At 71.2% G+C, this 23,011-nt stretch carries 25 protein-coding genes; 1 reads left to right on the top strand and 24 read right to left on the bottom strand.

The genetic code is table 11. The features are described 5' to 3' along the window. Positions 1–1,185 carry a DUF2637 domain-containing protein gene (locus ACGFIZ_RS15665; protein ID WP_393419720.1) on the top strand — a complete coding sequence of 395 codons (1,185 nt, stop codon included), beginning with the start codon at positions 1–3 and terminating at the stop codon, positions 1,183–1,185. 204 nt (positions 1,186–1,389) lie between these two features. Here ACGFIZ_RS15665 and ACGFIZ_RS15660 read toward each other — a convergent pair whose 3' ends face one another. The 24 genes from ACGFIZ_RS15660 to ACGFIZ_RS15545 all read right to left on the bottom strand — a co-directional run bounded on the left by ACGFIZ_RS15660 (position 1,390) and on the right by ACGFIZ_RS15545 (position 22,560). Then, positions 1,390–2,022: a hypothetical protein gene (locus ACGFIZ_RS15660; RefSeq protein WP_393419718.1), complete on the bottom strand. Its 633-nt coding sequence runs from the start codon at positions 2,020–2,022 to the stop codon at positions 1,390–1,392. Positions 2,023–2,115: 93 nt separating this feature from the next. Next, entirely contained in the window at positions 2,116–3,273 is a 1,158-nt protein-coding gene (locus ACGFIZ_RS15655) for a hypothetical protein (protein ID WP_393419716.1), read from the bottom strand. A gap of 423 nt (positions 3,274–3,696) precedes the next feature. After that, entirely contained in the window at positions 3,697–4,722 is a 1,026-nt protein-coding gene (locus ACGFIZ_RS15650; RefSeq protein WP_393419714.1) for a hypothetical protein, read from the bottom strand. Between the two features lie 40 nt (positions 4,723–4,762). Continuing rightward, positions 4,763–5,059, bottom strand: coding sequence for a hypothetical protein (locus ACGFIZ_RS15645; RefSeq protein ID WP_393419712.1), 297 nt, complete (start codon positions 5,057–5,059; stop codon positions 4,763–4,765). A gap of 274 nt (positions 5,060–5,333) precedes the next feature. Then, positions 5,334–5,861, bottom strand: coding sequence for a hypothetical protein (locus ACGFIZ_RS15640; RefSeq protein WP_393419710.1), 528 nt, complete (start codon positions 5,859–5,861; stop codon positions 5,334–5,336). 79 nt (positions 5,862–5,940) lie between these two features. Then, positions 5,941–6,372, bottom strand: coding sequence for a DUF3085 domain-containing protein (locus tag ACGFIZ_RS15635; protein WP_393419708.1), 432 nt, complete (start codon positions 6,370–6,372; stop codon positions 5,941–5,943). Then, positions 6,369–7,625, bottom strand: coding sequence for an FAD-dependent monooxygenase (locus ACGFIZ_RS15630; RefSeq protein ID WP_393419706.1), 1,257 nt, complete (start codon positions 7,623–7,625; stop codon positions 6,369–6,371). The genes ACGFIZ_RS15635 and ACGFIZ_RS15630 overlap by 4 nt, the downstream gene beginning before the upstream one ends. Positions 7,626–7,834: 209 nt before the next feature. Further along, positions 7,835–9,466: a VWA domain-containing protein gene (locus tag ACGFIZ_RS15625; protein WP_393419704.1), complete on the bottom strand. Its 1,632-nt coding sequence runs from the start codon at positions 9,464–9,466 to the stop codon at positions 7,835–7,837. A 13-nt stretch (positions 9,467–9,479) separates the two neighbouring features. Then, positions 9,480–10,580 carry an AAA family ATPase gene (locus ACGFIZ_RS15620; protein ID WP_393419789.1) on the bottom strand — a complete coding sequence of 367 codons (1,101 nt, stop codon included), beginning with the start codon at positions 10,578–10,580 and terminating at the stop codon, positions 9,480–9,482. A 374-nt stretch (positions 10,581–10,954) separates the two neighbouring features. Then, the gene (locus tag ACGFIZ_RS15615) at positions 10,955–11,536 is read right to left on the bottom strand and encodes a hypothetical protein (RefSeq protein ID WP_393419702.1); all 582 of its coding nucleotides are present in this window, start codon (positions 11,534–11,536) and stop codon (positions 10,955–10,957) included. A gap of 316 nt (positions 11,537–11,852) precedes the next feature. Further along, positions 11,853–12,245: a hypothetical protein gene (locus ACGFIZ_RS15610; protein WP_393419700.1), complete on the bottom strand. Its 393-nt coding sequence runs from the start codon at positions 12,243–12,245 to the stop codon at positions 11,853–11,855. Between the two features lie 9 nt (positions 12,246–12,254). Next, positions 12,255–12,482, bottom strand: a complete 228-nt coding sequence (locus ACGFIZ_RS15605) for an Lsr2 family protein (protein ID WP_393419698.1) — start codon at positions 12,480–12,482, stop codon at positions 12,255–12,257. A gap of 258 nt (positions 12,483–12,740) precedes the next feature. Further along, a complete protein-coding gene (locus tag ACGFIZ_RS15600; RefSeq protein WP_393419696.1) occupies positions 12,741–13,007 on the bottom strand; it encodes a hypothetical protein in 267 nt (88 codons plus the stop codon). Beyond that, positions 13,000–14,175: a DUF4314 domain-containing protein gene (locus ACGFIZ_RS15595; protein WP_393419694.1), complete on the bottom strand. Its 1,176-nt coding sequence runs from the start codon at positions 14,173–14,175 to the stop codon at positions 13,000–13,002. Before ACGFIZ_RS15595 ends, ACGFIZ_RS15600 begins: the two co-directional genes overlap by 8 nt. Positions 14,176–14,425: 250 nt before the next feature. Continuing rightward, complete coding sequence (locus ACGFIZ_RS15590; RefSeq protein WP_393419692.1) at positions 14,426–14,776, bottom strand: hypothetical protein; 351 nt, start codon at positions 14,774–14,776, stop codon at positions 14,426–14,428. 347 nt (positions 14,777–15,123) lie between these two features. Beyond that, positions 15,124–16,236 (bottom strand): C40 family peptidase, encoded by a 1,113-nt coding sequence (locus ACGFIZ_RS15585; protein WP_393419690.1) that lies wholly within the window; start codon positions 16,234–16,236, stop codon positions 15,124–15,126. Next, complete coding sequence (locus ACGFIZ_RS15580) at positions 16,233–16,730, bottom strand: hypothetical protein (protein ID WP_393419688.1); 498 nt, start codon at positions 16,728–16,730, stop codon at positions 16,233–16,235. The genes ACGFIZ_RS15585 and ACGFIZ_RS15580 overlap by 4 nt, the downstream gene beginning before the upstream one ends. Before the next feature lie 50 nt (positions 16,731–16,780). Next, positions 16,781–17,626, bottom strand: coding sequence for a hypothetical protein (locus ACGFIZ_RS15575; protein ID WP_393419685.1), 846 nt, complete (start codon positions 17,624–17,626; stop codon positions 16,781–16,783). A 94-nt stretch (positions 17,627–17,720) separates the two neighbouring features. Then, entirely contained in the window at positions 17,721–18,356 is a 636-nt protein-coding gene (locus ACGFIZ_RS15570) for a diguanylate cyclase domain-containing protein (RefSeq protein ID WP_393419683.1), read from the bottom strand. A gap of 91 nt (positions 18,357–18,447) precedes the next feature. Next, positions 18,448–19,275: a MarR family transcriptional regulator gene (locus tag ACGFIZ_RS15565; RefSeq protein ID WP_393419680.1), complete on the bottom strand. Its 828-nt coding sequence runs from the start codon at positions 19,273–19,275 to the stop codon at positions 18,448–18,450. A gap of 209 nt (positions 19,276–19,484) precedes the next feature. Further along, positions 19,485–20,279, bottom strand: a complete 795-nt coding sequence (locus ACGFIZ_RS15560) for a hypothetical protein (protein ID WP_393419678.1) — start codon at positions 20,277–20,279, stop codon at positions 19,485–19,487. Positions 20,280–20,731: 452 nt separating this feature from the next. Then, a complete protein-coding gene (locus ACGFIZ_RS15555) occupies positions 20,732–21,145 on the bottom strand; it encodes a hypothetical protein (RefSeq protein ID WP_393419676.1) in 414 nt (137 codons plus the stop codon). Positions 21,146–21,313: 168 nt separating this feature from the next. Continuing rightward, entirely contained in the window at positions 21,314–21,697 is a 384-nt protein-coding gene (locus ACGFIZ_RS15550; RefSeq protein ID WP_393419674.1) for a hypothetical protein, read from the bottom strand. Between the two features lie 122 nt (positions 21,698–21,819). Then, the gene (locus ACGFIZ_RS15545; protein WP_393419672.1) at positions 21,820–22,560 is read right to left on the bottom strand and encodes a hypothetical protein; all 741 of its coding nucleotides are present in this window, start codon (positions 22,558–22,560) and stop codon (positions 21,820–21,822) included. Positions 22,561–23,011 lie beyond the last annotated feature (451 nt).

Here is a 23,011-nt window from a genome sequence, read left to right as displayed (position 1 = left end):
ATGGCAGCACACCCCGCCGCCACTTCCGGAAGCCCCGCTGGCGCACCCATCACTGGCAACAGAACGGGCGACAAGCAGTTGCGCAGGCTGCGGTGGGCGGTAAGGGCCACCCTCGTTTTCGGCGTCGCCGCCTCGGTGGCCGCGAACGTCCTGCACGCACGCCCGAACCCGATCAGCCAGATCATCGCCGCGTGGCCACCCCTGGCACTGCTGCTCACCGTCGAGCTGATCTCCCGCGTCCCCCACCACCGCTGGTACCTCGGCGCGATCCGCGTCACCGCCGCCGCCGTGATCGCCGTCATCGCCGCGTGGGTGTCCTACTGGCACCTCGTCGGTGTCGCCGCCCGCTACGGCGAGACCAGCTACGGGGCCGCCTACCTTCTCCCCATCTCCGTCGACGGACTCGTCATCGTCGCCAGCGTCAGCCTCGTCGAGATCAGCGCCCGGATCCGCGTCACGTCCACGCAAGCAGTCCCTACAGCGGCCACCGAACGACCCACGGCACCAGCAGCCGTAGCCCTCGATCCTCTAACGCCAGCCTTCGAGCATGTCCCACAGTCGTCTGCACCCGCAGACGAGGCTGCCGTCGCCCAACGTCCGCCCACGGACGCCGAGCGCACCGCCGCGCTGGCGACGCCCGCCTGCACCTCGTTGACGGTGCCGCATGCCGCCGCCCCGCCCATGCCGCCAGGCCCCGGAGCCGATGACCGCGCAGCGACGCCCCGGCTCGATACCGAGCAGCGGACGACTGCCCCTGTCACGGCACCCGCCGCCGACAACACTTCACGCGACCACGACAGTGCCCCCTCTGCTGTCGCGCTCACCGAGGATGCGGGCCCTGATTCCGAGGCAGCAACTCTGCCGCCCACCGACACCGAGCCGCAGTCGGCCCACGTCGCAGACACCGGTGTGGCCTCCACTGCCCCAGATCCCGCTGCCCCGTCATCGCCAGCTGGGAGCGTCAGCGGCCACGACCGGAGGGAACTATCGGGCGGTGCGGTCGCGCTGGCTGACACAGCCGCCGCCGTGGCCTACTGGCGGCATCGCGATCCCGCGCTGCGGCCAGCGGACATCGCCGCGCGGATCGGCAGGTCAGAGCGCACCGTGCGCCGCCACTGGCAACCGCGAGGAGCCACCCGTACAGCACGCGTCAACGGTCACCCAGCCAGCAAGCTGCGGCGCTGACGCCCGTCGCCACCCCGGCGATTGATCGCCGACCACATCCACAGAGGCCGGCAGCTTGCCCTCAATGTCAAAAGGCCCCGTCTCTTGCTCTTTGCTGAGGCGGAGTCAGCCGGGCGCCAGCCGGCAGAAGCGGCCAAATTCTCCCAGTAGGGCTAATTCGGGGCACCGGCAGGGTTCCCCCGCAGTCGTTGACAGGGCGGTGGCCTATGGCTGTTCGGGTGTGTTGCTCAGCAGGTTTTGGCGCAGCAGCGACTGGTATTCCACCTCGGCTTGGTCTTGTGGGAGCGGCGTGATCGGCTCGGTGCGGGGTGGGGACGCGAGCGCGGCCAGGCGCAGGCCGTAGCCACAGCGTGAGCTCGACTTGATCACGACCGGTCCCTGCGGTGGAGCAGGCCAGGCAACAAGGTGGAACCGCTCGCCCGACTCGCTGACCGCTTGGTCGAAGTGGTGGTCGCGGCCACTCGCGTAGATCCGAATCCGGTAGTGGCCGGGGCCGTGGGGGCTCAGCGAGGGCCCTTGTGCCGCATCCGATGGCCTCCGCTCCAGTGGTGCGACCGTCAGTGCTCCGTGTGGTACGTGCAGGCTGAATTCCGCGATGTCCTCCCACGTGGCCAGGTCGGCCCACTGTTGGGGGGTGTCCAGCGGCGGGGAAGCATCGGCTGCGTAGGTGGTCACTGTGATGTATCCGCGGTCGACGCCCGCGTACACCAGGGCCGCCGACCTCATGACCCCTGCCAGGCCGGTGGCGTAGTCCATCGTCTCGAACGGGGTGTCTACGTCCCGGTCAGTCAGGAAGAAGCCGTGATCCTGGACGTAGACGCGCGCCGGTTGCGTCATGTGCACTATTTTGCCTCACTCGTCACGACGTCGCGGGGCGCCAGGTTGCCCTGACGCCCCGCGATGAGCTGGTCTCGTAGTCCTTGTTGGCCTTTAGCTGCCGATCCCGACGCGGAACGGGTCGCTGTGGAGGACGCGGTAGTCGTAGTAGAAGGCGGCCATGACGCCGCCCTGGGCGTTGTTCTCAGTGGCGGTGATCATGCAGGCGCTCGCCCCGGACGAGCCGGTGACACCGGTAGGAGCGTTGATGTTGCAGCCGGAGAACGTGCGCCGTGTGCCTCCGAACGCCAAGCCCTGGAAGGTCGACGCCAGTGGGTACTCGTCGCAGCTCTTACCCGCGATGCTCGGCGCGTCTCCGCAGGCTCTGCTGCGATTCAAATCGATCGACGCCTGGTCGACATTGCGGTTAAGCGGGTTGGTGATCGTGGCGCCTGGCAACCCGGAGCCCTGGGCCCGGGAGACGTGCGAGGCCAGGTCGGGGTAGCGGCTCTGGCTGTAGAGCACCTGCGCGGGATACCACGGCACGACGCATCCCACGCGGGCCGGCCGGGATCCGTTGGCGCCGACAGCGTTGTCGCACATGATCTCCGCCATCGCCGACGAGGCGGTCGCCTGCGGGTAGTTGGGGACCTGGAAGCGTAGGTTCCACGTCGTCGTGCACTCGCCGACCGCGCCGACCGCCGTCGCGGTCGTCGCGGCGCTGGCCTCCCCGCTGCGGCTGGTGTTATTGATCGGCGACAGGGACTGCACCGGGAATGCCGACGCGCCGTTGACTACGCAGTCACCCGCGACGGACAGGGTGCCGGTGGCGGTGGAGTTGACGGCATCACCCCACCCGGACCAGGGTGACAGCCCGATCTGGTGGATCCAGTTGGGCAGGTCCACAGCGCCGTAGGTGTAGTCGTAGACGTCCATGTTCAGCTCGCCGGTGACCCGGGTGCTCCCGTTGACCGTCTGTGTGGTGGTCAGGAGCAGACCGGTGATCCGGCAGGCTGCGGTGCGCGTGCCGGCGACAGCGGAGCCATCGCTGCTGGCGCACCACGACGGGAACGGCACTATGGCCTGGGGTGCCAGTGCCTGCCGGCTGCTGGGCTTGGCCGGCGCGATGCAGACTGACCGGCTGTCCGAGACCGGAGCGCACGTCTTCTGCGGCGCTGCCGCCGACGACTGCGTGGCCTTGGCGCCGGGCCGGACGAGGGGCATGCTGCTGGGCTTCGCCAGCACGTCCGCAGGGTCGACGGGACCGGACATGCCGTACTCGTGGATGTCCCTGACCGCCGGGGCCGCCGACCGGCCGCTGCTTGCCGCGTCCGCCACGCCGGGACCCGTCAGGACTGTGCCGACGACAAGCACGGCGGACAGGACTAACCTACGGGTTGTCCTCATGGATGAACCTCCCAGGAATCAGTGAGGACGGAGAGCGGTGACGGTGTGACCGCACCGTCACCGCTCGTGCTTTCCGCACCGTAAGGGGTTGATCACCGCATATCAAGGGCCACTCCCAACGAATGCCCTGCAATTAGGACACCTCGCACCGCGCTCCGTAAAATCTCCGCACGCCCAAAACGGGCGGAAGTACCATGGAAACGACGCATCAACGTGGACAGACGGTAACTTCAAATTTTTCGGCGGATGCGACTCGACGGAGTGGTGTGAAGTCGAGGCCAGGTCGGATCATCGGGCGAGGACGGACACGGTTTCGCCGAGCAGCAGCGGCGCCCCGTCGGGGCCCTTGATGTAGGAGTGGATCCAGATGCGGTACGGCTGGCCGTCGGCGTTGGTGAGGCGTCGCCAGTGACCGCGTACGAGGAACCGCACCCGGTAGTGCCACTTCGTCTCGCCGGTGGGTTCGGTGATGGGTTTGGTGCGGCGGAGCATGACGACGCGGGTGTCGTGGCGCAGGCTGGCGCGTAGCGCGCGTCGGCGGGCGGGCCTGTCGAGGGGAAGGTTGGCGATGGTGGCGATGGGTTGTTCCTGGATGCGCCAGAACGCGTAGAGCACCGCGGCGACGGCGTGCATCCGCAGCGTGGACTCGTCGATGCAGAAGCGGCCGTCCGGGGCAGTTTCCCAGTCGCGGTCGACTTCCTCGGGTATCTCGCCGGGGGCGGTGATCGGGACGCCGATGGGGATCTCGGCGAACGAGTGGAGCACGTAGGGGCCAAGCTGGGCGGCGAGTTCGGGGGCTTCGGTGAGTTGGCGTCGGCGTCGGGCGGCGGCGGGGTCGAGGGGGTCGTCGCGGTCGGCCCAGCCGGTGATCCACCAGCCGGTGCGCCCGTTGGTGGTGTTGTGGAACTTGGCCCAGGCGATCGCGCCGATCGAGGTCACGTGGCCTTGGATGCCGCGTTCGTAGATGGGTTCGGGGAGGAACAGCACGCCGGCGTCGCTGGGGGCGGTGTCGTTGCCGATGATGTCGCCGGTGAGGTCGAGGGCCTGGGCGGCGGCGGCGATGATCGCGGTCATGGCGGGAGCGAGGACGTAGGGTTCACCGTCCTGCCACGGCTGGTGCGCGACGCGGCCGAGTGCGTCGATGACGGCCGTTTTGTGGTCGGGGCCGTCGGTGGTCGCGTCCAGGGTGGGTTCGAGGAACGCCTTCAGGTACTGCTGGGCGAAACGGCTACGGGTGTAGTCGATCATGCGGGCGCGCAGGTCGACCGTCGCGCGGGCGTAGCCCGCGAGGGTCGACTCGGTACGAAAACTCACGGCACCTCCATCACTGTCGTGGATCGTTGTCGCCGTGGCTTCAGGCGGCGCGGGGTTGGGTGCGGGCAGGCCGGAACCAGCCGGCGACCCGGTCGACGGGCGTGGTCACCCGGGCGCGTCCTCGCGGCCGCGGCTGGGGGCGGGTAGCTGCCTGGTGGGCGCGGTGGGCGTCGCGTGCCGGCGGGCAGGGGTATGCCTGGCCGGCGCAGCGCAGGTTGCCGCACCGGTCAGGCCGGTGCGGCTGGGGCTGGTGAGCGGCGGCCACGTCGCTGGCGAGCAGCCACAACAGGACGTCGGTGACCGTGCGCGGTATCGCACGGCGATGCTGCGAACCCATGAGGTGATGCCCTTTCCGGTGGGGGTTCGGCTGTCATGGGCCCGCCACCCCTGCGGCCAGCGGCATGGGCTGACGCGATCGGGTACGCCGCAGTGGATGGCGGGCCGGGGTGCAAGTGACGCTCGACTTCTCGCATTGATCAAGTCGTCGCCGAGCGGTAGGGGGCGAGCGCCGGCAATGCCCTAGACGGCGCGGCGTCGAATGCTGCGAGTAAGGCGCAGCAGCGTGCGCGGGGTCCTTCGCGGATGGGGTAGGCCGTTGGCGCGTGGGGGCGTCATCGCAGGTCGGCGGGCGGGTCGGTGGTGGTGTCGATGTCGCCGGGGGTGGCGTCGTCTCGGTGGGTGTTGTCCCAGTCGAGGTAGGTGTCGTGGCTGGTGCCGGTGAGGGCGGCGTCGATGGCGTCCTCGGCGGCCTCGACGGCGTCGTCGCGGCTGGTGGCGGTGACCTCGATGGTCAGGGGCAGGGTGAGGCGGACCTGCCAGCGGCGCGGTAGTCCGGGCAGGTCGAGGGTGTGCAGGATCTGGTCGACGGCATCCGGGGCGATGACGTCGTCGGCGGCGGCGGCGCGCAGCGTCTGCCACACCCGCCGGCGCAGGGTCGCGGACTGCTCGTCGATGGTTGCGGGTGGCGCGGTCGCGGTCGGGGCGGGCTGCTGGGCGCGGAGGTGGTCGTGGATGCGGGCGGCGGTGTGGGTGAGCCATCCCAGTGGGGCGGCCTGGCCGGGATGGAAGGCGTCCCACACGTCGCGCAGGACGGACTCCAGGCTCGCCGGCTGCGGCTGGTGATCTTCAGGAGTGTGCATGGGGTCTCCGAGTTGGTGAACAGCCGACGGCCCCGCCTCCCGTGATCGTGATCGGGGCGGGGCTGTCGGGCAGGGGTGGTCAGTCGGTGCGGCGGGTGCGGGTCACGCGCACCTGGTAGGTGTCGGCGGTGACGGTCAGGAGCAGCCACCGGTAGCCGGCGGCGTGGGCGGTGCGGAGCGTGTCGATCAGCGGTGTGGGCTGCTCGGTGAGGTGCAGGTGTTCGGCGAAGTCGTCCCCGCCGAGGTCCCGATCGCGGCGGTAGCCGTCGGTGTCGGGGTTCCAGCCGTGGGCGTAGACGACGAGGGAGGACTCGGGCCGGTTCGGGTCGGGTAGGCGGGGCAGGCCGCTGGACATCAGGTAGACGCCCTGGTCGTGAACCCACACGAGCGCGCCTGGGCAGGCCGGGCCCTCCTCGCGTTCGGTGTAGGTCGGGGCTTGTTCGTCGGCGGCGACGGCGTGTTCGGCCAGCCGCAGCGTGTCGGTGAGGTCGAAGTACAGGTGCAGCGTCATCGGATTTCCCTTCTCGCTGCTCGGGTGGATGGAATGGCCCGGCCGGACGGTGTCCGGCCGGAGGTTGCGGTGCCGCCGAGGCCGAGGTGGGCGACGATCGCGGCGCCCTGCTGGATGGCGGTGACGACGGTGGGCAGGTGCCGTCGCTGCCAGGCGTGGAGGGCCGCGGGGAGGTCGGCGCCGTGGCGGTGGTGTTGGGTGAGGGCGGTGGTCAGGCCGGCGGCTTGTTCGATGCCGTTGTTGGCGCCGCGGGCGGTGTGGGGGCGTACGGGGGCGAGGGCGTCGCCGAGCAGCACCGCCCAGCCGCGCCCGACGGGCCAGGCCATGCGGGTGGGTGGGTCGATGTCCATTACCGGCGCGGCCATGCGGATGGTGGTGGCGTGCACGGTCGCGGCGTGCGGGGCCGGCAGCAGCCGGGCGGCCTGCTCGTCGACGTGGGCGTGGGCCGCAGGCCCGACGTGGTGAGGCAAGGCGAACGTTCGCCGCTGCGGTGGCGCCCCGAAGTGGTGGGCGTAGTCGGTGGGACTGCAGGTGAGATAGAACGTCCAGTCCAGGCCGCCGGGGATCGGCGCGACGTTGTACTGGCAGCCCGACGGTTCCAGGCGCAGGAAGTCGCGCAGTGGCGTGTCGGGCGTAGTGGTCTGGCCCCGGTGGGCGGTGTAGCCGGCGTACCGCAGCGTTCGGTGGGGGTCGAGGAGGCGGCGGCCGGTGGAGGCGCGGCCGTCGGCGAACACCACCACGTCGGCGATTTCGCGGGAGCCGTCGCCGAACGTGAGGACGGGTTGTCCGTTGCGGACGTCGAGCGCGGCGACGCGGCGACCGGTGTGCAGCACCCCGGCTGGCAGGCGGGTGGTCAGCGCGGTATGCAGCAGCGTCCAGGTGGTGTTGCGGCCCGGGTAGAGCTGTCTGGTGGTGTGGATGGGCTGGCGGGCGCGGACGGTGACCTGCCAGACGGTTTCCGACTCGTACGCGACGAACTCGCTCTGATCGATGCCGAGGCGGTCGAGGATGTCCAGGGCGGGGTGTTCCAGGCCGATCAGCCCGCCACCGCGCGGCATGGCATCGGGGGCGGCTTCGTAGATGGCGACATGGTCGAAGCCGGCGTGCAGCAACAGCAGTGCGGTGGTGCAGCCGGTGAGGGATCCGCCGACCACGGCGATGCGCGGTTGCGGCCTGCGCGGCAGCAGACCGGTCGGGGTGGCGCTGGTGCGCGTCGGCGCGTTGGTCGGGCGGGTGAGCGGTGGCAGTGTCATCGGGTTCCTCTCGGTCAGGGGAACCCGGGCACGGCCGTGCGGCCGTGCCCGGGGGTGCGCGTGGGTGCGCGGGTGGCCGGGCAACGGCCTGGTTCGTGCGGGTGGTGCGAGGCGGCGGCGCCAGCGGATGCGGCTAGCCGCTAAGTGGGTGTTGAGTCACCGACTCCCGGGGCGCTGTGGGCGGTGCCCAGGGCCGGCGGGGTGCGGTGTCAGGCCTTGGACAGGGCGTCGATGGCCGCTTGGCCGATGAGGTTGATGCAGGTCGTGGGGTCGTCGACGGTGATCGTGGTGGTGTGGTCGTAGACCCGGGGCGGCCAGCTCTTGTTGTCGGGTGCGAGCCACAGCACGGCGCATCCGGTGCGGTGTAGGCGGGTGATGGTGGCCTGGGCTTTGGTCGGGTTGACGTAGTGGCCGTCGGAGACGACGACGAGTAGCCGTGCCGTGCCGGGGGTGGACAGGTGCAGGATGCGGTCGGCCTCGGTGCAGGCTTCGACGAACCGTTCGGTGCCGGCGTCGGCTCGCATGTCGCGGACCTTGGCCGGCCGGCGCCCGGGTGGGATGAGCACGGTGATCCGGTCGCCGAAGGCGAGGGTGGCGCTGGTGGCGCCGGCGCGGGTGCTGGCCTGGGCGACGATCCACGCCGCGGAGGACATGGGCTCGGCGAAGTCGCGCATGGAACCGGACGCGTCGATCAGGATGGCGACGGTCAGTTCCGGGTCGGGGACGGGACGCCGTACGACGCGTTGCCAGGGTTCGGCGGTGGGGCTGGCGCCGACGGCCCGTTGGGCGGCGAGGGTGACCGCGGCCCGGGTGCGCAGGCGCCCTGGTGGTGTGGTGCTGGGTTGCAGGGTGCGGGCGGGTTCGCGGTGGCGGGCGCGGCGCAGCAGTGCGGTGAGCCGGTTGGCGGCCTTGCGTTCGGCGTCGCGGGGCTCCCGCTCCTGCCAGGTGATCGGCGTGTCGGTGTCGACGTGGATGCCGGGCCCGCCCGGTCGGGGCCTGGGGCTGCCGGGTTCCGGGGTGTCGGAGGGGTTGGTCAGGATGGCGTCGAGAGCGGCGGCGATCGCCGCCGCGATCGTGCTGGTCGCGGCGTCGTCGGCGGGCAGTTCAGGGGTGAGGGTGGGATTGATGCCCAGCAGCCGGCACCACCGTTCGCCGAGGCTGATCATGCGTTCGGTGTCGGTGTCGTCCACGGTGAGGGCTTCCTGCCAGATCCTGCGTAGGCCCTTGAGTAGCTTGCGCCCGAGGATTTTGGTGATGGCGCGGCGCGGCTCGCGGACATCTCTGCTGTAGAGGATCTTCGCGTCGACTCGGGCGAGGAGGAGTCCGGCGGCGTAGGCGGCGGACCATGTGGTGTCGGTGGGGGTGTCGGCGGGGTCGATGATGGCGGTGACGGCGCGGCGCAGCCATCGCCGGTCGCGGGGCCGGGTGGTGCGGTAGCGGCCTTCGATCCGTGCCTCCTCGAGCAGGAGCGCGGCCTCTCGGACGACGGGCGCGACGGCCGGTGGCGGGTCCCACTTCGAGTGGATGACGTGGGCGCACTCGTGTAGGAGGACGCCGTAGGCGACGGGGACTTTCGCCTTGTGTCCGGGGCGGCGGGGGTCGGCGATCGTCGGGGCGGGGATGAGGTCGGCGTCGACGTGGATCTGCGCGGTGGCCGGGAGGCTGTATCCGGGTGGGCCGCCTGCGGCGGGCGCGACGGTGACGGCGGCGTCCGGCCGGCCGGTGATCAGCGCGGCCTGCGTGGTCCAGGCCGCTGACCACGAGGCCCAGGCCGGGGTGGCCCGGGTTGGCAGGGCGGGGCTGGTACTGGAGGTGGCGACGTGCGTGGAGACACTGGTCATGAGGGGGTTTGCCTTACTTCTGCTTGCCGAGGGTCAGGGGCGTGACGGTGGCCCCGCCGTAGGCCCGTTGGAGGGCCTCGACGACCGCGGGGCGGTCGGGTTCGGGGGCGATGGCGGCGAGGTTGGCCACGGCCGCGGCGAGTCCGAGGCTGGCCGTGATGCGCTTGAACGCCAGGAGCTCGCGCAGCTGCGGCGCCCAGTCGATCTCGTGTTTGCGCAGGCGCTGGTTGAGGGCGACCGCCGCGTTGACGGCTCCCGGCGGAACACCCAGGGAGCGGGCGAGGTCGAAGTCGGTGGTGACCTCGATGTGCACGGAGAATCGGCTGGCCAAGGCTTCGGTGAGGACAGCCCCGTGCACGCCCGGGTTGTGGCCGGCGCAGACGAAGAACCCGTCGGCGGCGGTGACGGTCTCGTTGTGGTGGGCGGTGATGGTGATCGTGGCCCGGCCGTCCATCGCCGGGTAGAGCACCGCGAGGACCCGGGGTGGGATCAGGGTGGCGTCGTCGATGAACAGGGCACGGCCCTCGCGCATGGCGGTGACCAGCGGGCCGTGGGAGAACTCGAAGCCACCGTCGGGCAGGGGCACGTAGTTGCCGACGAGGTCTTCGACGGTGGTGTCGCCGTGCCCGGCGACGGTGACCGCGTCGGGGTAGGAGGCCTCGATGAGGCTGGTCTTACCGGTGCCGGGAGGCCCGTAGAGCAGGACCGGGATCTTGTCCCGGCGCAGCCGCCGCAGCACCTCGACGTCGGTGCCGTCGCCCAACTGGCGGGGCAGGTACCAGTCCCCGTTCGGGCGCAGCACGGCACCGGGACGCGGCGGAACCGGGCCGGTGGAGGTCGGCTCCGGTTCCGGTGCCGGTGTAGTGGTCGTGGTGGTCGGCGCGGGAACGTGGCCGTAGCCGGCGGTCGCCTTGAACCCGGCCAGCCCGACAGCAGTGATGGTGTACCGGCGCGGCGGGCCGGCGGACATGGTCGCCCAGCCTCGGTCGACGAGGCGTCCCAGGACGGAACCGATGGCGCCCGACGACCGGCCGGGCAGTTCCTTGTTGATGTCGGTGATGGAGAAGGCGCGGCTCGGCTCGTCCGCGAGCACGGCGAGGACCGGCCCGAACATGGGACGGGGCTTGGCCTTCGGCTTACCGGTCGAGGTCACCGGGCACCTCCGGCGACGCCTGCGACCAGCGCACGGCCGGTCACCGCGAGGCCGCGGGCGATCAGGTCAGGGCAACGCGGGCCTGTGGGCGCGGTCAGCGCCCGGCCGGATTGGGGGTGTTTCTGGTGTGGCATGGGTGCTCCTTGGCGGATGAAAAGCCGCCGCGCGCCCCTTCCCGGGGTGCGCGGCGGCGTGTGGATATGCCGTGGCGGGCGGGAAGAGCGCGCGTAGCCGTGCTCGGCTACGCGGAGCGGTGTCTCAGGTTGGGCGCCTACTGTTCGGCGCCGGTCGGATCGGGATTCGGCGTCAGGCTGAGGAGCGCGCCGATCGGGGTGTCACAGGGTGCGGGTCAGCCGCACCAGCCGGGTCAGACCGGTCGCGATGCGGGTGTCGCGCACCCGGGGTGGTGGCACCGGCCAGGTGTTGACGGCTGGTGCCTGCGCGCCGCGCGCCCGCATGACCTGGTACATCCGCAGGTCGATGTCGACGGCGGCGACCACGCGGACCTCGACGCGGTCGGACGCGGGGGCTTGCGCGAGGTCGCCGTGGCGGTAGCCGGGGCCCACCGGGCCGGCCCAGGCTTCGAAGACCACGGCGAAGCCGACGCAGCGTCGCCCGTCCTGGCGCAGCCACGCGCGCAGCCAGCTCCGCATCGGGAGGCTGTCGGCGTGTTCGGCCAGGCGGTGCAGGATCACCGCGGGCGGTGCCTCCTGGTCGCCGCCGGCGAGGTCCGGGTCGTGCCAGACACTCGGGTCGAACAGGTCGCCGTCGACGTAGACGCGGTGGGGGTGCGCCGACATCGGGCGGTCGAACAGGCCGATCAGCTGTGGCGGCAGATCCCACCCGCGCCGCTCGTGCTGGGCTTCGACGACAGCGAGTGTGCTGGTGAACTGGTCTTGCGTATCTGGATGAAGCATGGGGCCTCCTTGATGAGTAGAGAGGGATGACGCCGACGCGCGGCGTTGCGGTACGCGTGGTCGCGGCCGGCTTGATCTCGTCAGCAGGCACCCCGTGTGTGCGGGGCGCAGCGCCGGATTGCCTCGATGGCAGCCGGTGAAATCGGTGAGGTGTTTCAGCGGTGAGGCGATGACTGCCATGGCCATCTCCCCGCGCCGAGGGGTCCGGGCACCGTGACCGGTTGGCCGGAGCCCGCGGGTGGATGGACGGGGCCCGGGACGTGATCCTGCGGACGTTCGCCCAGGTGGGCGTCCGCTTTCCCTGGATGGAAGGTGCCTAGACTCGCCCGATGACGCGGTCGCAGCGCCGAGGGTCAACGGGTAGCCAGGGCAGGCCCCAGCCGATCCGGTAGCGGCCCTCGGTGGGCTCGACGCGGTGGACACCGCCGCCGAGGGACAGCGGGCGGGCGACGGTGAGGACATGGCCGTCGAAGTCGACGGTGCGCCAGTCACCGCCCACGAAGTCGGCCATCCCCCCGAAGGTCTGGGCGAGGGCGCGGGCTGCCTCGGCGTCGATACTGAGCTCGCGGGTGCCGTTCCACCAGCCGACCAGCATGGCCGTATAGGCCTCGTAGTAGCGGTGGGAGCCGGAGATCGGCTCATAGCGCAACCAGGGCCCGGAGAACACTGCCGTGCTGCCGCGCCTGGGCAAGTAGTCAGGAGTGGGCATCGGCCACCGTCACCGACCAGTCTTCTGGCGCGAACCGCGGCGTTGGCCTGCCGGGCCCTTCGCGAGCCGCCGCCCAACGGCGATGTACGGGGCAAGCGCCTCCCGCATCCGCTGCAGGTTGTGTGGGGACAGGTCGATCTCGTACGCCACACCGTCCAGCGCGAAGTGGTGCGTAGCGACGTTGTCCGTGCTGTGGTCCAGGTCGTCCGTGACCACGACAACCGTCTTGGTTGCCATCAGGGTGATTCCTTCCGTAGGGGAAACCAGCGCTGCCCTCGACGCGTTTGGTGGGCGGCGAGGGCAGCGCTGACATGTGGGGCCCGGCTCCCGGCGACGGGCTGGCTCCGCGTCGGTCGGGTTCCGGAGGACGCAGTGATGACTGCGAGATGGGCGGGCTCTTCGTGCCGTCGCGATCGTCGTCGAGCTGAGGTCGCGACGCGGTGACGTCCAGACGGCCCGCATGTGGCCCGCCGTCAGGGCCGCGGGTCCCTGCCGCTAGGCGACGCTGTAGGCAGCCTCACCGTCCGCGTCGTAGACCCGAACGATTCGTTCCGGTGACATGGGAGTGAGGTGCTCGCGGTCGACGTTGGGCCACTGGTACCCGTCGCCACCGAGACGGGCGACGGTGTACCGAGGGTGGCCGAAGCCGTCGATGACGACGTACAGGTACTCGCCCATCTCGTCGACCAGCGCGGGCGCGACGGCGACGATCTCCCCAGGCTGCAACGATCGCTCGTCCTCGCGGTCCCGCTCGTCAGGCATCAGGTGCTCCCTTCCCGGGAGGGTTCGCGGGGGTGCTGGCGGTCGGCAGCGGGTCGGGGATGGTGCCGGCGATGCGGTCGCAGTCGTACGGGTGCACCGGCAGCCAGGTCCATGACCAACCCATCACGGTGTAGTGGCCGTCCGCGTTTGGAGTCATGCGGTCGATCGCGTCTGGGTCGTCCTGCACGCGGGTGTCGTCGGCGACGATGACGTCACCGTCGAACCACATCCGCCCCATGGACTGGTCGACCATCCGGTCCAGATCCGCGTCGGCGGTGCCCTCAGCTGCCAGGTAGCGACGGCAGCGGTCGCGGGCGTCCGCTTGGTCGGCGACGATCGCCTCGGCGACCTCCCGGGTGCAGGTAAAGACCGCCCACCCGTTCCAGGTGTCGACCAGGGTGCCGACGAAACCGACCGGGATGCGCAGGTCCCCAGCCTCGTTTGGCGTCCACGCCCAGTCCCCGGCGAACACCCCCGGGCCCCCCACGCGCACCCGATCCGGGTACACGTGGCGCAGGTCCCGGTCGTCACCGCCGGGGTGCAGCGTGAGGCGGCACTGGCGTGCCGCCTCGGCCTCGACGGCGGCGTCGAAGCCGTCGCACCACGCCCACCTCGCCTGATCGAGCTGCCACGCCCGCAACTGCTGCCAGTCAGGGGCGGCCGGCGGGCTGTGCTCGGCGTAGCGGGCGGCGGCCTGAGCCAGGTCATCGCGGTCGGCGAAGGGCAACCCGTCGACGTCCCGGCCGTCGCCGGCTTCAAGGTCGGTGAGCAGCGATCGGGCGGCCGCGGTCACGTCACCGCTGGCCCGCCCGCCGATCGTGTCCTGAGCCCACCAGCGGGCGGCCTCGCGTCCGGCTTGCGCCCCGGCGTCGCGCAGGGCATCACATACCTGTGGCCAGCGGGCCACCGGCAGCCGGCGCACGCGGTCCCCCGCGTCCAGCAGCATGGACAGCCGGGAACCGCTGTCCCACTCGACGTCCAGCACCTGACCACTCGGGTCGTAGCGGCGCACCGTGCCCTCATCGCCGGGCCGCAGCCGGGTGTATGGGTCGCTCGTGTGCTCCAGGGCGACCCGGTCTCCCTCCTGGTAGTCGGGACCGGCCGACTCAGGTTGTGAGCCATCGCCGTCGGGGCCGGCTCGCCTTGACCTGTTGTCGGGACTGGTCACTGTCGTTGTCCTTATCTCTCGTGTGGGTTGGGGCAGCGCGCTCTGGGCGCAGCCGCTGGGTGGTCAGGTGTGGGCGCCGACGGCGGCGGCCCGCCAGCGCGCGGGGGTCGACGGGGCCGCCTTCGCGTCGCCGGTTAGGTGGCGGCGTCCGAAGCGCAGGTCGCTGAACACGCAATCCGGGCACGGCTGGTCGGCCGTGCCCGGATGGTGCGTGGGCTTCGCGTGAGACGACCGGGCGACGGCCGGCGAATCAGTAGGTGCTGCGACGAGGGCGATGCGGGGCCGTTGGAGTCGGTGCGATGGCGGGCCTCTGGTGTTCGTGTTGGCGGCGCAGCGGGTGCGCGGCCTGGTCGGCGCGCAGTGTGGCGGCCAGGCCAGCCGGGATGTCGGCGTAGGGTTCGACGGCCAGAAGCACCTCGGTCGGGTCGAGAATCGTCTCGACCAGGCCAATCCGCACCGTGTCGGGTTCCTTGTCAGGGTCGGTCACGGGGTCCCAGGCGAAGTCGACGACGGTCGCGAAGTAGGTGCGGTGCGGGTTCCAGCCGATCTGGATGGTGTAGCGCTCGCAGCCGGGCTTGGGTGTGAGGGTGTAGATGCTCATTGATTCCCTTTCGCAGGGGTGGGTGGAAGAAGCCCGTCCGGCAGGAGTCGCGCCCGGCGGTCCTGCTGCAGCGGGCGGCAGATGAGGGCCAGTGGGGTCACGCGATGGCCGCGCGTGCCAGCCGCGGGTGGAGTAGGCGGTCATGCTGCTCGGGCAGCCCGTGCCGTACACCGGGCCGATCGTTCGGTACGGACGCGCACCCGCTGCCCGGCCAGGAAGTCCGCGGGCGCGTGCGGGTCGTCGCGCCAGTGAATGTCCGTGGTCACGCGCCTGAACACCCAGCCGTTGCGGTGGTTCCGCCAGGACGCCCGCCAAGCTCATGCAGGCCGGTCATCGACGGTGAGGACCTACTGTGGGGAGTTGATGACCCGGCGGACGGCCGCGAGCTGGCTGGCCCATCCGGACAGGCGGCTGATCTTGACGACGTCGCCGCTGTGCGGGGCCTGCACGATGAGCCCTTGGCCGAGGTACATGCCGACGTGGCCGGGGCGGGTGGCGCTGCCGCGACTGCCCGGGATGAACAACAGGTCCCCCGGCCGCAGGTCCCGGTGGTCGGCGACCGCGGTGCCGGCGTGGACTTGTTCGCTGGTGGTGCGGGGCAGGCTGACGCCGGCAGCCCGGTATGCCTGCTGCATGAGCGATGAGCAGTCGCACTGATGCCGGGGGATGCCGGAGTGGGGTGCGGTGCAGTCCCCGCCGAAGGTGTAGGGCGTGCCGAGCTGTGCCAGGGCCCAGCCGATCGCCGTCGTGACCTGCGGTGGGGTGCCCGGCGGCAGGGTGAAACCGTCCGGCAGGCGAACCTGCTCGCTGCCTGGCTGGCCGTCACCGCCGTCGAACAGGCAGAGCGGGTTGCTCATCGCCTGCTCCAGATCGCCGGCGACCGGGCCGGCTGGGGTGCCGCCGGTCAGGACGCGCACCAGGGCGATCGCGTCGTCTTCCCATTTCGCGTAGGCGCCCGGGTAGGCGGAGCGCTGCACCGCCTGGGCGGCGTCGGTCAGCGCCGTGGCCTGCCAGCCGTCGACCGCCAGCAGCGCGGTGTAGAACTTCCCGGCCGCGTAGCGGGGATCCCGCAGTTGGGCGGGAGTGCCCCAGCCTTGGGAGGGACGTTGCTGGAACAGGCCGATCGAGTCGCGGTCCCCGCCGGGCAGGTTGCGCATGGTGGATTCCTGCATGGCGGTGGCCAGGGCGATCACCCAGCCCCGCGGTGGGACCTTCAGCTCCGCGCCGACGGCGACGATCACGGCGGCGTTGGCCGTCTGCTCGCTGTCCCACCCAGCGGCGCGGGCGGGTGGGGAGATGGTGTGAGTGGGCAGCAGCGGCTGCCCGTCCGGGCCGACCGCGCTGTAGCAGGCGGCCGACGCGGTGCCGCCGCCGGTGAACAGGGCGCCGATCCCGCCCGCGCACAGCACCAGCACGGCGATCACTGCGGCGGCGATCGCGCCGAGAGCGCGGGCGCTCACGGCCGTGCTCCCACCGTCGGCCGCGGCCCGCACGGCCGCTCGCCCCGATCGGTGCTGCCGGCATGCTGGCAAGTGGCGAGGGGGTAGGTGGCGACGCTCGTGCCGTCGCTGCTGTAGACGGCGATGGTGGCGGTGTCCGCCTCGACGAGGTAGATCCATTCGGTGTCGAGGTGCCTGGCGTGGCACAGCGGGAACACGGTGACGGGCTCCGACGGTTCCGCCTCGGACGCGAGGGTCATGCCGACGCCCGGCACCGGGCGCTGCCCAGGAAACGCTGACCGGGTGGTGGCGGTGATGTCCGGGTCGAGGTACTCCCAGTCGTGGGCGAGGATCGCGGTGATCAACGCTGCGGTGTCATGGTCGACGTGGCCATCCCAGATCGCGGCCAGGGTGGGCAGCACAACGGCCGGGTGACCGTCGAAGAGCACGAACCGGGCGTGGACCAGGTGCGGGTTGTCGGGGCTGGTGGCGCCGATGTAGCAGTGGGTGCTCACGGAATGGGCTCCTTCAGCGAAAGGGCCGACGATCGGCCGGTGGGTGGACGTCACGGCTGGTCGGGCTCGGGTGGGGGCGGCCAGGTGGCGGGGGCGGCGCGCCAGCCGAAGATCGGGTCGGTGATCTCGGCCGACCCGCAGCGGATGCACCGGGTGTCGGTGTCCTCGCCGTAGCCGGCCATGGACGGCACCTCGGTGAAGACGACCTTGTCGACGGCGCCGCAGACCCGGCAGCGGATGGACGCGCCGTCGGGTCCCCACACGCTGAAGATCGGCTCGTCGGGGTCGGCGCGGGGCCGGAATCGATCGAGGCGTGGCGTGGCCCCGGTGGCGCTGGCCTGGGTGTAGCGGGCGGTGGCGGCCAGCAGCGCGACCAGACCGGGATAGGTGGCGGGGATGTCGTTCGGGTCGGGGGTGCCATCGACGAGCACCAGCGGGTGGTCCTCGCCGCGCGGGTGGGTGAGCTGGTAGACGCGCCCGTCGGTGTCGACGGCGTCGACACGGCGGACCTGTCGTGGCTGGCCCTCGCGGATGTGTATGTCGTCGTAGCAGGCGGCCCAGGCCACGAGGCGCGCGTCCGGCGCGGTGGCGCGGATCCGGCTGATGATCGTGTCGAGGGTGGCCTGGTAGGACGTGGGCCCAGTGGGGTTGGTCAGGCCGGCGGCGAGGCGGTGCAGTAGCGCGGGCAGCCCGGCGGGGTCGGCGAGCATGTCGTCGGGGTGCAGCGGGAACTCCAGGCTGCGCATCTTGCGCCGTCGCCTCGAGGTGACGGGGGCCAGGAGCCAGTCGTGGACAAGCAGCAGGGTCGGGGGCTGACCCCATCCCATCTGGTTCGCGTCAGCGTCCGCCGCGATGAGGCATTCGGTGAGGGTGCGGACAGCGTTGAAGGACAACACCGAGGTCTCCCTTGTCAGGGGTGAAAAAGGCGAAAGACCCCGCAGCCGGCGCGGCTGCGGGGTCTGTGACGTGCGTGGTGGGCAGTGGCGGGCGTCAGTGGTCGTGACGGTCGCGGCTGCGTGCGGTGGGCGTGCGGTGGGTTAGGTACTCGCGGACGCCACCGCTGGCGCGTTTCGCCTCGTACATGGCGGAGTCGGCCTGGGTGAGCAGTTGCCGGGTGCTGGCCTGGAGGTGATGGGCGTGGGTGTAGCCGACCGAGGCGGTCACCTGCAGGTCGCCGTTGACGACCCGGATCGGGGCGGAGGCGATCACCTGCCACGCGGCCTCCGCCGCGGCGGCGACGTCATCTCGATCGCCCGTCACGATCAGGGCGAACTCGTCGCCGGAGAGCCGGGCCGCGACCCGCACCGGAGCGGGAAGGCTGGCCAAGCGCCGGCCGACTTGGTCGAGCAGGTCGTTGCCGACCTCGTGGCCGAGGGTGTCGTTGATGGTCTTGAACCGGTTGAGGTCCAGTAGCACCACCCCGACCGGCGTGTTGTCGGCGAGGGCGGCGCGCAGGCGGGTGAGGAACAGCCGCCGGTTGGGTAGGCCGGTGATCTCGTCGTGGGTGGCCTCGTAGCGGGCTGCCCGTAGGGCTTGTTGCTGCCGCCACAGCTGGGCTCCGGCGAGGGCGAGGCCGGCGAGGATCCCGCCGACGGCGATGGCGATCGTGTGCAGGATAGAAGACACTGGGAACGCTCCTTGGATACGAAGGAGCACCGGGGGTGGGCGTGAGGCGCCAACTTCGACGCCCGCCCTCGGGCTGCCTGACAGGTGGGAGTCACTCGCCGCCGGTGGCGGGGGCGAGTTGGAAGGTGGCCGGGCGCTCGACGGTCTGCACGGCCTCGCCGGCGGCGACGAGCTTGACCACCGCGTTGTTGACCGCGCCGGCGCTGGCTTTCTTCGCGTCCGTGCCGGCGTTCGCGGCGTCGATGAGCTTGCACAGCTCGCTGGTCTTGTAGGCCCGGTCGGGGTGGGCTTCGAGGATGTCCAACACCGCGCCCCGCAGGGAGCCCTTCGCCCGGCGGCTACGCCCGGTCGGGGTGGCCTCGTCGCCGGAGTCGTCGTCAGCGCGGCGCTCGTCGTCGGATGCGGTGGCAGGCTGCTGGATGTCCCCGTCCGACGAGGGCGCGCGTTCGTCGTCGCTGTCGGGCGATGGGGATGCGTCCGGCGGAGCGACGGTGCCGTTGGCGGAGGTCGAGGGTTCGCCGTGGTCGGGATTCTCGGGCTCCGGCGCAGCGCTCTCCTCGGGTAGCTCTGCGGTGTCAGCGGCCCCGGCGAGGGCGTCGTCCGGCGGGTCGGAGGTGATCTGTGCCGGATCGGCGGACGGCACGTTGGAGGCGGTGCCGGATGCCGGTGGCGTGGCCTGGTCGGTGCCGACGGTGGCGCGGCCGGTGTCGGTCAGGCGCCAAACGGCACGGTTGTCGTCGGTGCGGACGCGTTCGGTCTGCCCGGTCTGCTCCCAGGCGCGCAGCTTCGCTGTGGCGGTGGAGTAGCCGAGCCCGGCGTTGTCGGCCACGGCTGCGGCGGTGGCTTCGCCGAGTTCTGCGAGTGCGGCGAGGACCTTGAACATGGCGTGGGCCGGTACGGGTTCCGGTGCGTCGGTCATGGGCGTCTCCCTTTCGTGTGAGGTCAGCACTGATCCACGCTTCGAACGCGGCGGTGATCAAGTGCGAGGACCGGATCTCGGGACCCCCGGCGAGCCGGCAGGGCAGATCTCGGTCGACGTGGGGTCAGAACGGTGATTTCTCGGATCCCTCAGGTGCCTGTCGGGGCAGCCGGCGGGTGGTGCTCTCGCGCGTGTGGGTAGTCAGGCGGTCAGGTGCAGTCGCCGCCGGTTCGAACGGGCATCGACTGGGTGGGGGCGAGAAGCCACATCCAGCGGTAGGCACCGAGGCTGTAGTAGCCGTCCTGGTCGGGGTAGCAGCGATCGTCGACGGTGAGACGGGTGCCGTCGCCGAGTTCGATCTCCTCCAGCAGCACCACAGTGGTGCCGTCGAGGCGCAACACCGGGCGCTCGTCCGGCGTTGTGTCCGCGCGCGGTGGCCCCGACATGTCCTCGGCGATCTGCCGCACGGTGTGGGCATCGAAGCGGCAGATGACGTGGCCGAGTTCCCCGGTGTCATAGCCATCGGCGATCAGCGCCGGATATTCCCTGTCGTCGACCTCCGGTGAGGTGACCATGGCCGGCTGCCAACGCACCTCCGGCGGGGCGACTTCCGCACGGTGGTCGAACAGCTCCACCCGGGTGACGTCGAGCATCAGGCCGGACGAATTGTCGGTGTCGATCGCGAGCCAGGTGCGGTCGAGGGCGCGGCCTTCGCGCAGGACGTCGATGAGCCGGCGCCCGTCGGGGCCGGCGTGCCGCAGCGGCAGGTACAGGTGCTGGGCAGGCTCCAGGAACGTGCCCCTGCGCCGCCACGCGCCGCCGTAGGCGGTCTGTTCATTGCCGTAGGGGTTGTACCAGACCGGCACACCGTTGGAGCGCAGCTCACCGTCGCTGCCGGAACGGTGAAGGATCAGAGCCGGGGTGTTGTGTTCCCCTGCCGAGAGTTGTGTGTGGGTGAGGCGGTGGGTGGTGCAGGCGAGGGCGTGTTCTGCCAGGGGCAGCACGTCCTCGACGCGGAACCACAGTCGGTTGAACATGGTGAACCGGACCTCCTTGGAAGGGAAATGGCGGGAAGAGGAACAGGGCGGCCTGTCTCAGGCCAGGTGGATGCGGGCGCCCCATGCCCGGGGCGCCCGGCGTCAGGGGCCTCCGACCGGCCGTGTGATGAGCGGCCAGCCTGGCCGGGAACCGCGGTGGCTACACATCCCGTGTGAGTCGGCCACTGGCGGGAGCAGGTCGGGTGATGACGGCGCGCGAAACGTGGGTGCCAGAAGGCACCGACCGTCGATGGGACGTGTGCGCTCATCCGGACGGCTGGCGGGGACCGGGCGCCGAGCCGCTGGCGCTTGCGGTAGCTCTCTCGGTCAACTCCGTCGCCTGCGCTCCTGGCGTACCTAGGTGGGCCGGCCTGTTCGCAGGTGCGACAGGCGGCCCACTCGGGAATGCGGGTTGTGGGTCAGCGTGCGGCGTGGCGCTGGCGGCGCCGGCCGACACCGATGGTGAGGGTGTTCGGGTCGACCATCACCCATTGCGCGCCGTCGGTCAGGCCGTGCGTGAGCAGGTCCATCAGAGACGGTCCGGCGCTGTCGAGCAGCGGCAGGCCCTGCGCGTCGTCGATGTGCGGCAGTCGAGCCGCCGGGGTGGTCAGGTCGTTGTCCGCAGCGACCGACGGCGGTACGGCGTCGAAGGGCCGGTGGTATCCGTTGCCGGCGAGCCGTGGCTGCCCGGAGTAGCGGTAGAGCCGCAGCGCCGGCTCGGCCGAGCGGTTGTCGCCGACGCCGCTGCGGGTGGGCAGGTTCTGGTCGGCGAGGATGGCGTGCCGGGCCTGGGCGGTGACCGCCTGCAGGTCGAAGTACAGGAAGCGAGACATGGTGATCCTTCCGTGAGGGTTGTTGGTGCGTGTGGGACGGACGCCCACAGCCGATCCGCACGAGGTGGGTTTGTGGGCCGTGGAGTGGGGTGAAGCCGGTCGGGCAGCACACGGGTCCCTTTGGGTGCGAGGGGGTGGTGTGCTGGCCCGACCGGTTCGGTGTTGCTGTCAGAGGCGGTGTGGACGCGCGAGCTTGCGGGCGCCGATGATGCAGCCGTCCAGGTCTCGGACGGTGGCGTGGCAGACCAGCAGGTCGTCGCGGTCGTACGCGGCGAGGCCGACGACGAGGGACACCAGGTAGTAGGTGCCCTCGACCGGCGGCGGTAGCGACGGGGTGCCGTGCTGCGCCGCTCCGAAGGCGACTCGCTCGACGGGGACGCCGAGATCGAGGTCGTCGGGTCCGACGACGCGTTCCCCCAACCGCGCGGGTTGGTGCTGCGTGGATGGTGGGATCACGCGCAGGGGCGTGACGCTGTCCGGGTCGATGCGGTCCGGGGTGTCTTCCGGCCAGATCCGGACAGGGTGCGGCGTCAGGTTGACGATCATTGCCATCGGTGTCCTCCGATCATCAATTGGGTTGTCGTGAGCTGGTCCTGCGGTGGTGGGACCGGTCGGGCCGTAGCGGCTCCCTTCGGGTGCGGGGGATGCCGTTGGCGGGCCCGACCGGCCTGCGGTCACCGGTGCTGCAGGTCGATGGCGAACAGCCGCTGGTCCTCGTCGAGCGAGTCCAGATAGCGGGCCGCCTGCTCCAGGTAGGTGATCCGGTCGGCGAAGAACGCGCTGACCGGTTGCATCCGGTCGCCGGCCTCGGTGAGGAAGGCGTCGGTGCACAGCGCCCAGAGGGCGTGGTAGTTGGCGTACGCGCTGGCGCCGGCCTGGAACATCTCCAGGTCGCCGAGGTTGAGTTGGGCCGGCTCGGGCGTCGCCGCGTTGTGCATGCGCATGGCCTGCACTCGCGGCTGCCGGTTGAACTCGGCGGTCGCGACGTCCATCGGATATCCCGACGGGTCGGACAGGTGCTTCTGCAGGAAGGCCGGCCACGGGGTGGCGGGCTTGGTGCCCGCGACGACGTGGGTCCAGTGCGTGTGACGCACGCTGGCGCCGACGTAGGCGCCGTGGCGCATCCCGGCCAGGTCGAGCAGGCGGATGGGCCCGCCCGCGCAGTACCGGGGTCCGGTCTTGGCCTTGCGCAGGTCGATGAGCTGGCCACGCTGCCAGGGGCGCAGGGCCGGGGTGGCCCAGTACCGGGGGCAGCTGGTGCCCGATACGCCGAGGTGGCGTTCGAGTTGCCGGGTGCTGTCGAGTACCTGGGACAGCTCGTCGGGAACGCAGACGATCATGGTGCGAACGACTGCCTCGGGGGTGACCACCGCGGTCGGGGTGCTCTTGGCCGCGGCGGGCGCGTTCTTGGGCATGTTGGTCCTCCTTCGGGGTGGGTGCGCGTTGGGCGCGCAGGACTGACCGACCCACCGGGTGCATGGGTCGGGTCAGAGCGGAAAGGGGAAGGTGTGGTGCGGGTGGTTGGCGCGACCGTCAGGGTCGCCGCGCGGGGCGCGTACCGACCGGCCGAAGCGGGTGGGCGTAACGCACCGGGTTGGTGCGGCGGGGAATCCCTTCGGGTGGGACCGAACCGGGTGGAGCGATATATGAGGTGTGGTGTTGCCGTGAAACGTAGCCCTGGGCACTCACAGCGGGCTGGGGCCGCATCAGCCCCGCCGAAGGGCCGTTGACCTGCACTGCGAGAGATCAACTGCCGGTGTGGGACGGGACCGGTGTGAGCGATTGTGAGTGTCTGTGAGTGGGCTGGCCCGCTCACAGCCGCTCGCCGGGCTGTGACCCTCACCTGTCCCGGTGGGGCGGTGAGGG

Source organism: Micromonospora sp. NPDC048830 (assembly GCF_043198215.1).
Classification (GTDB): Bacteria; Actinomycetota; Actinomycetes; order Mycobacteriales; family Micromonosporaceae; genus Micromonospora.
The sequence above is the reverse complement of the archived record's forward strand: the minus strand, read 5'-3'. Positions and strand labels throughout refer to the sequence as shown.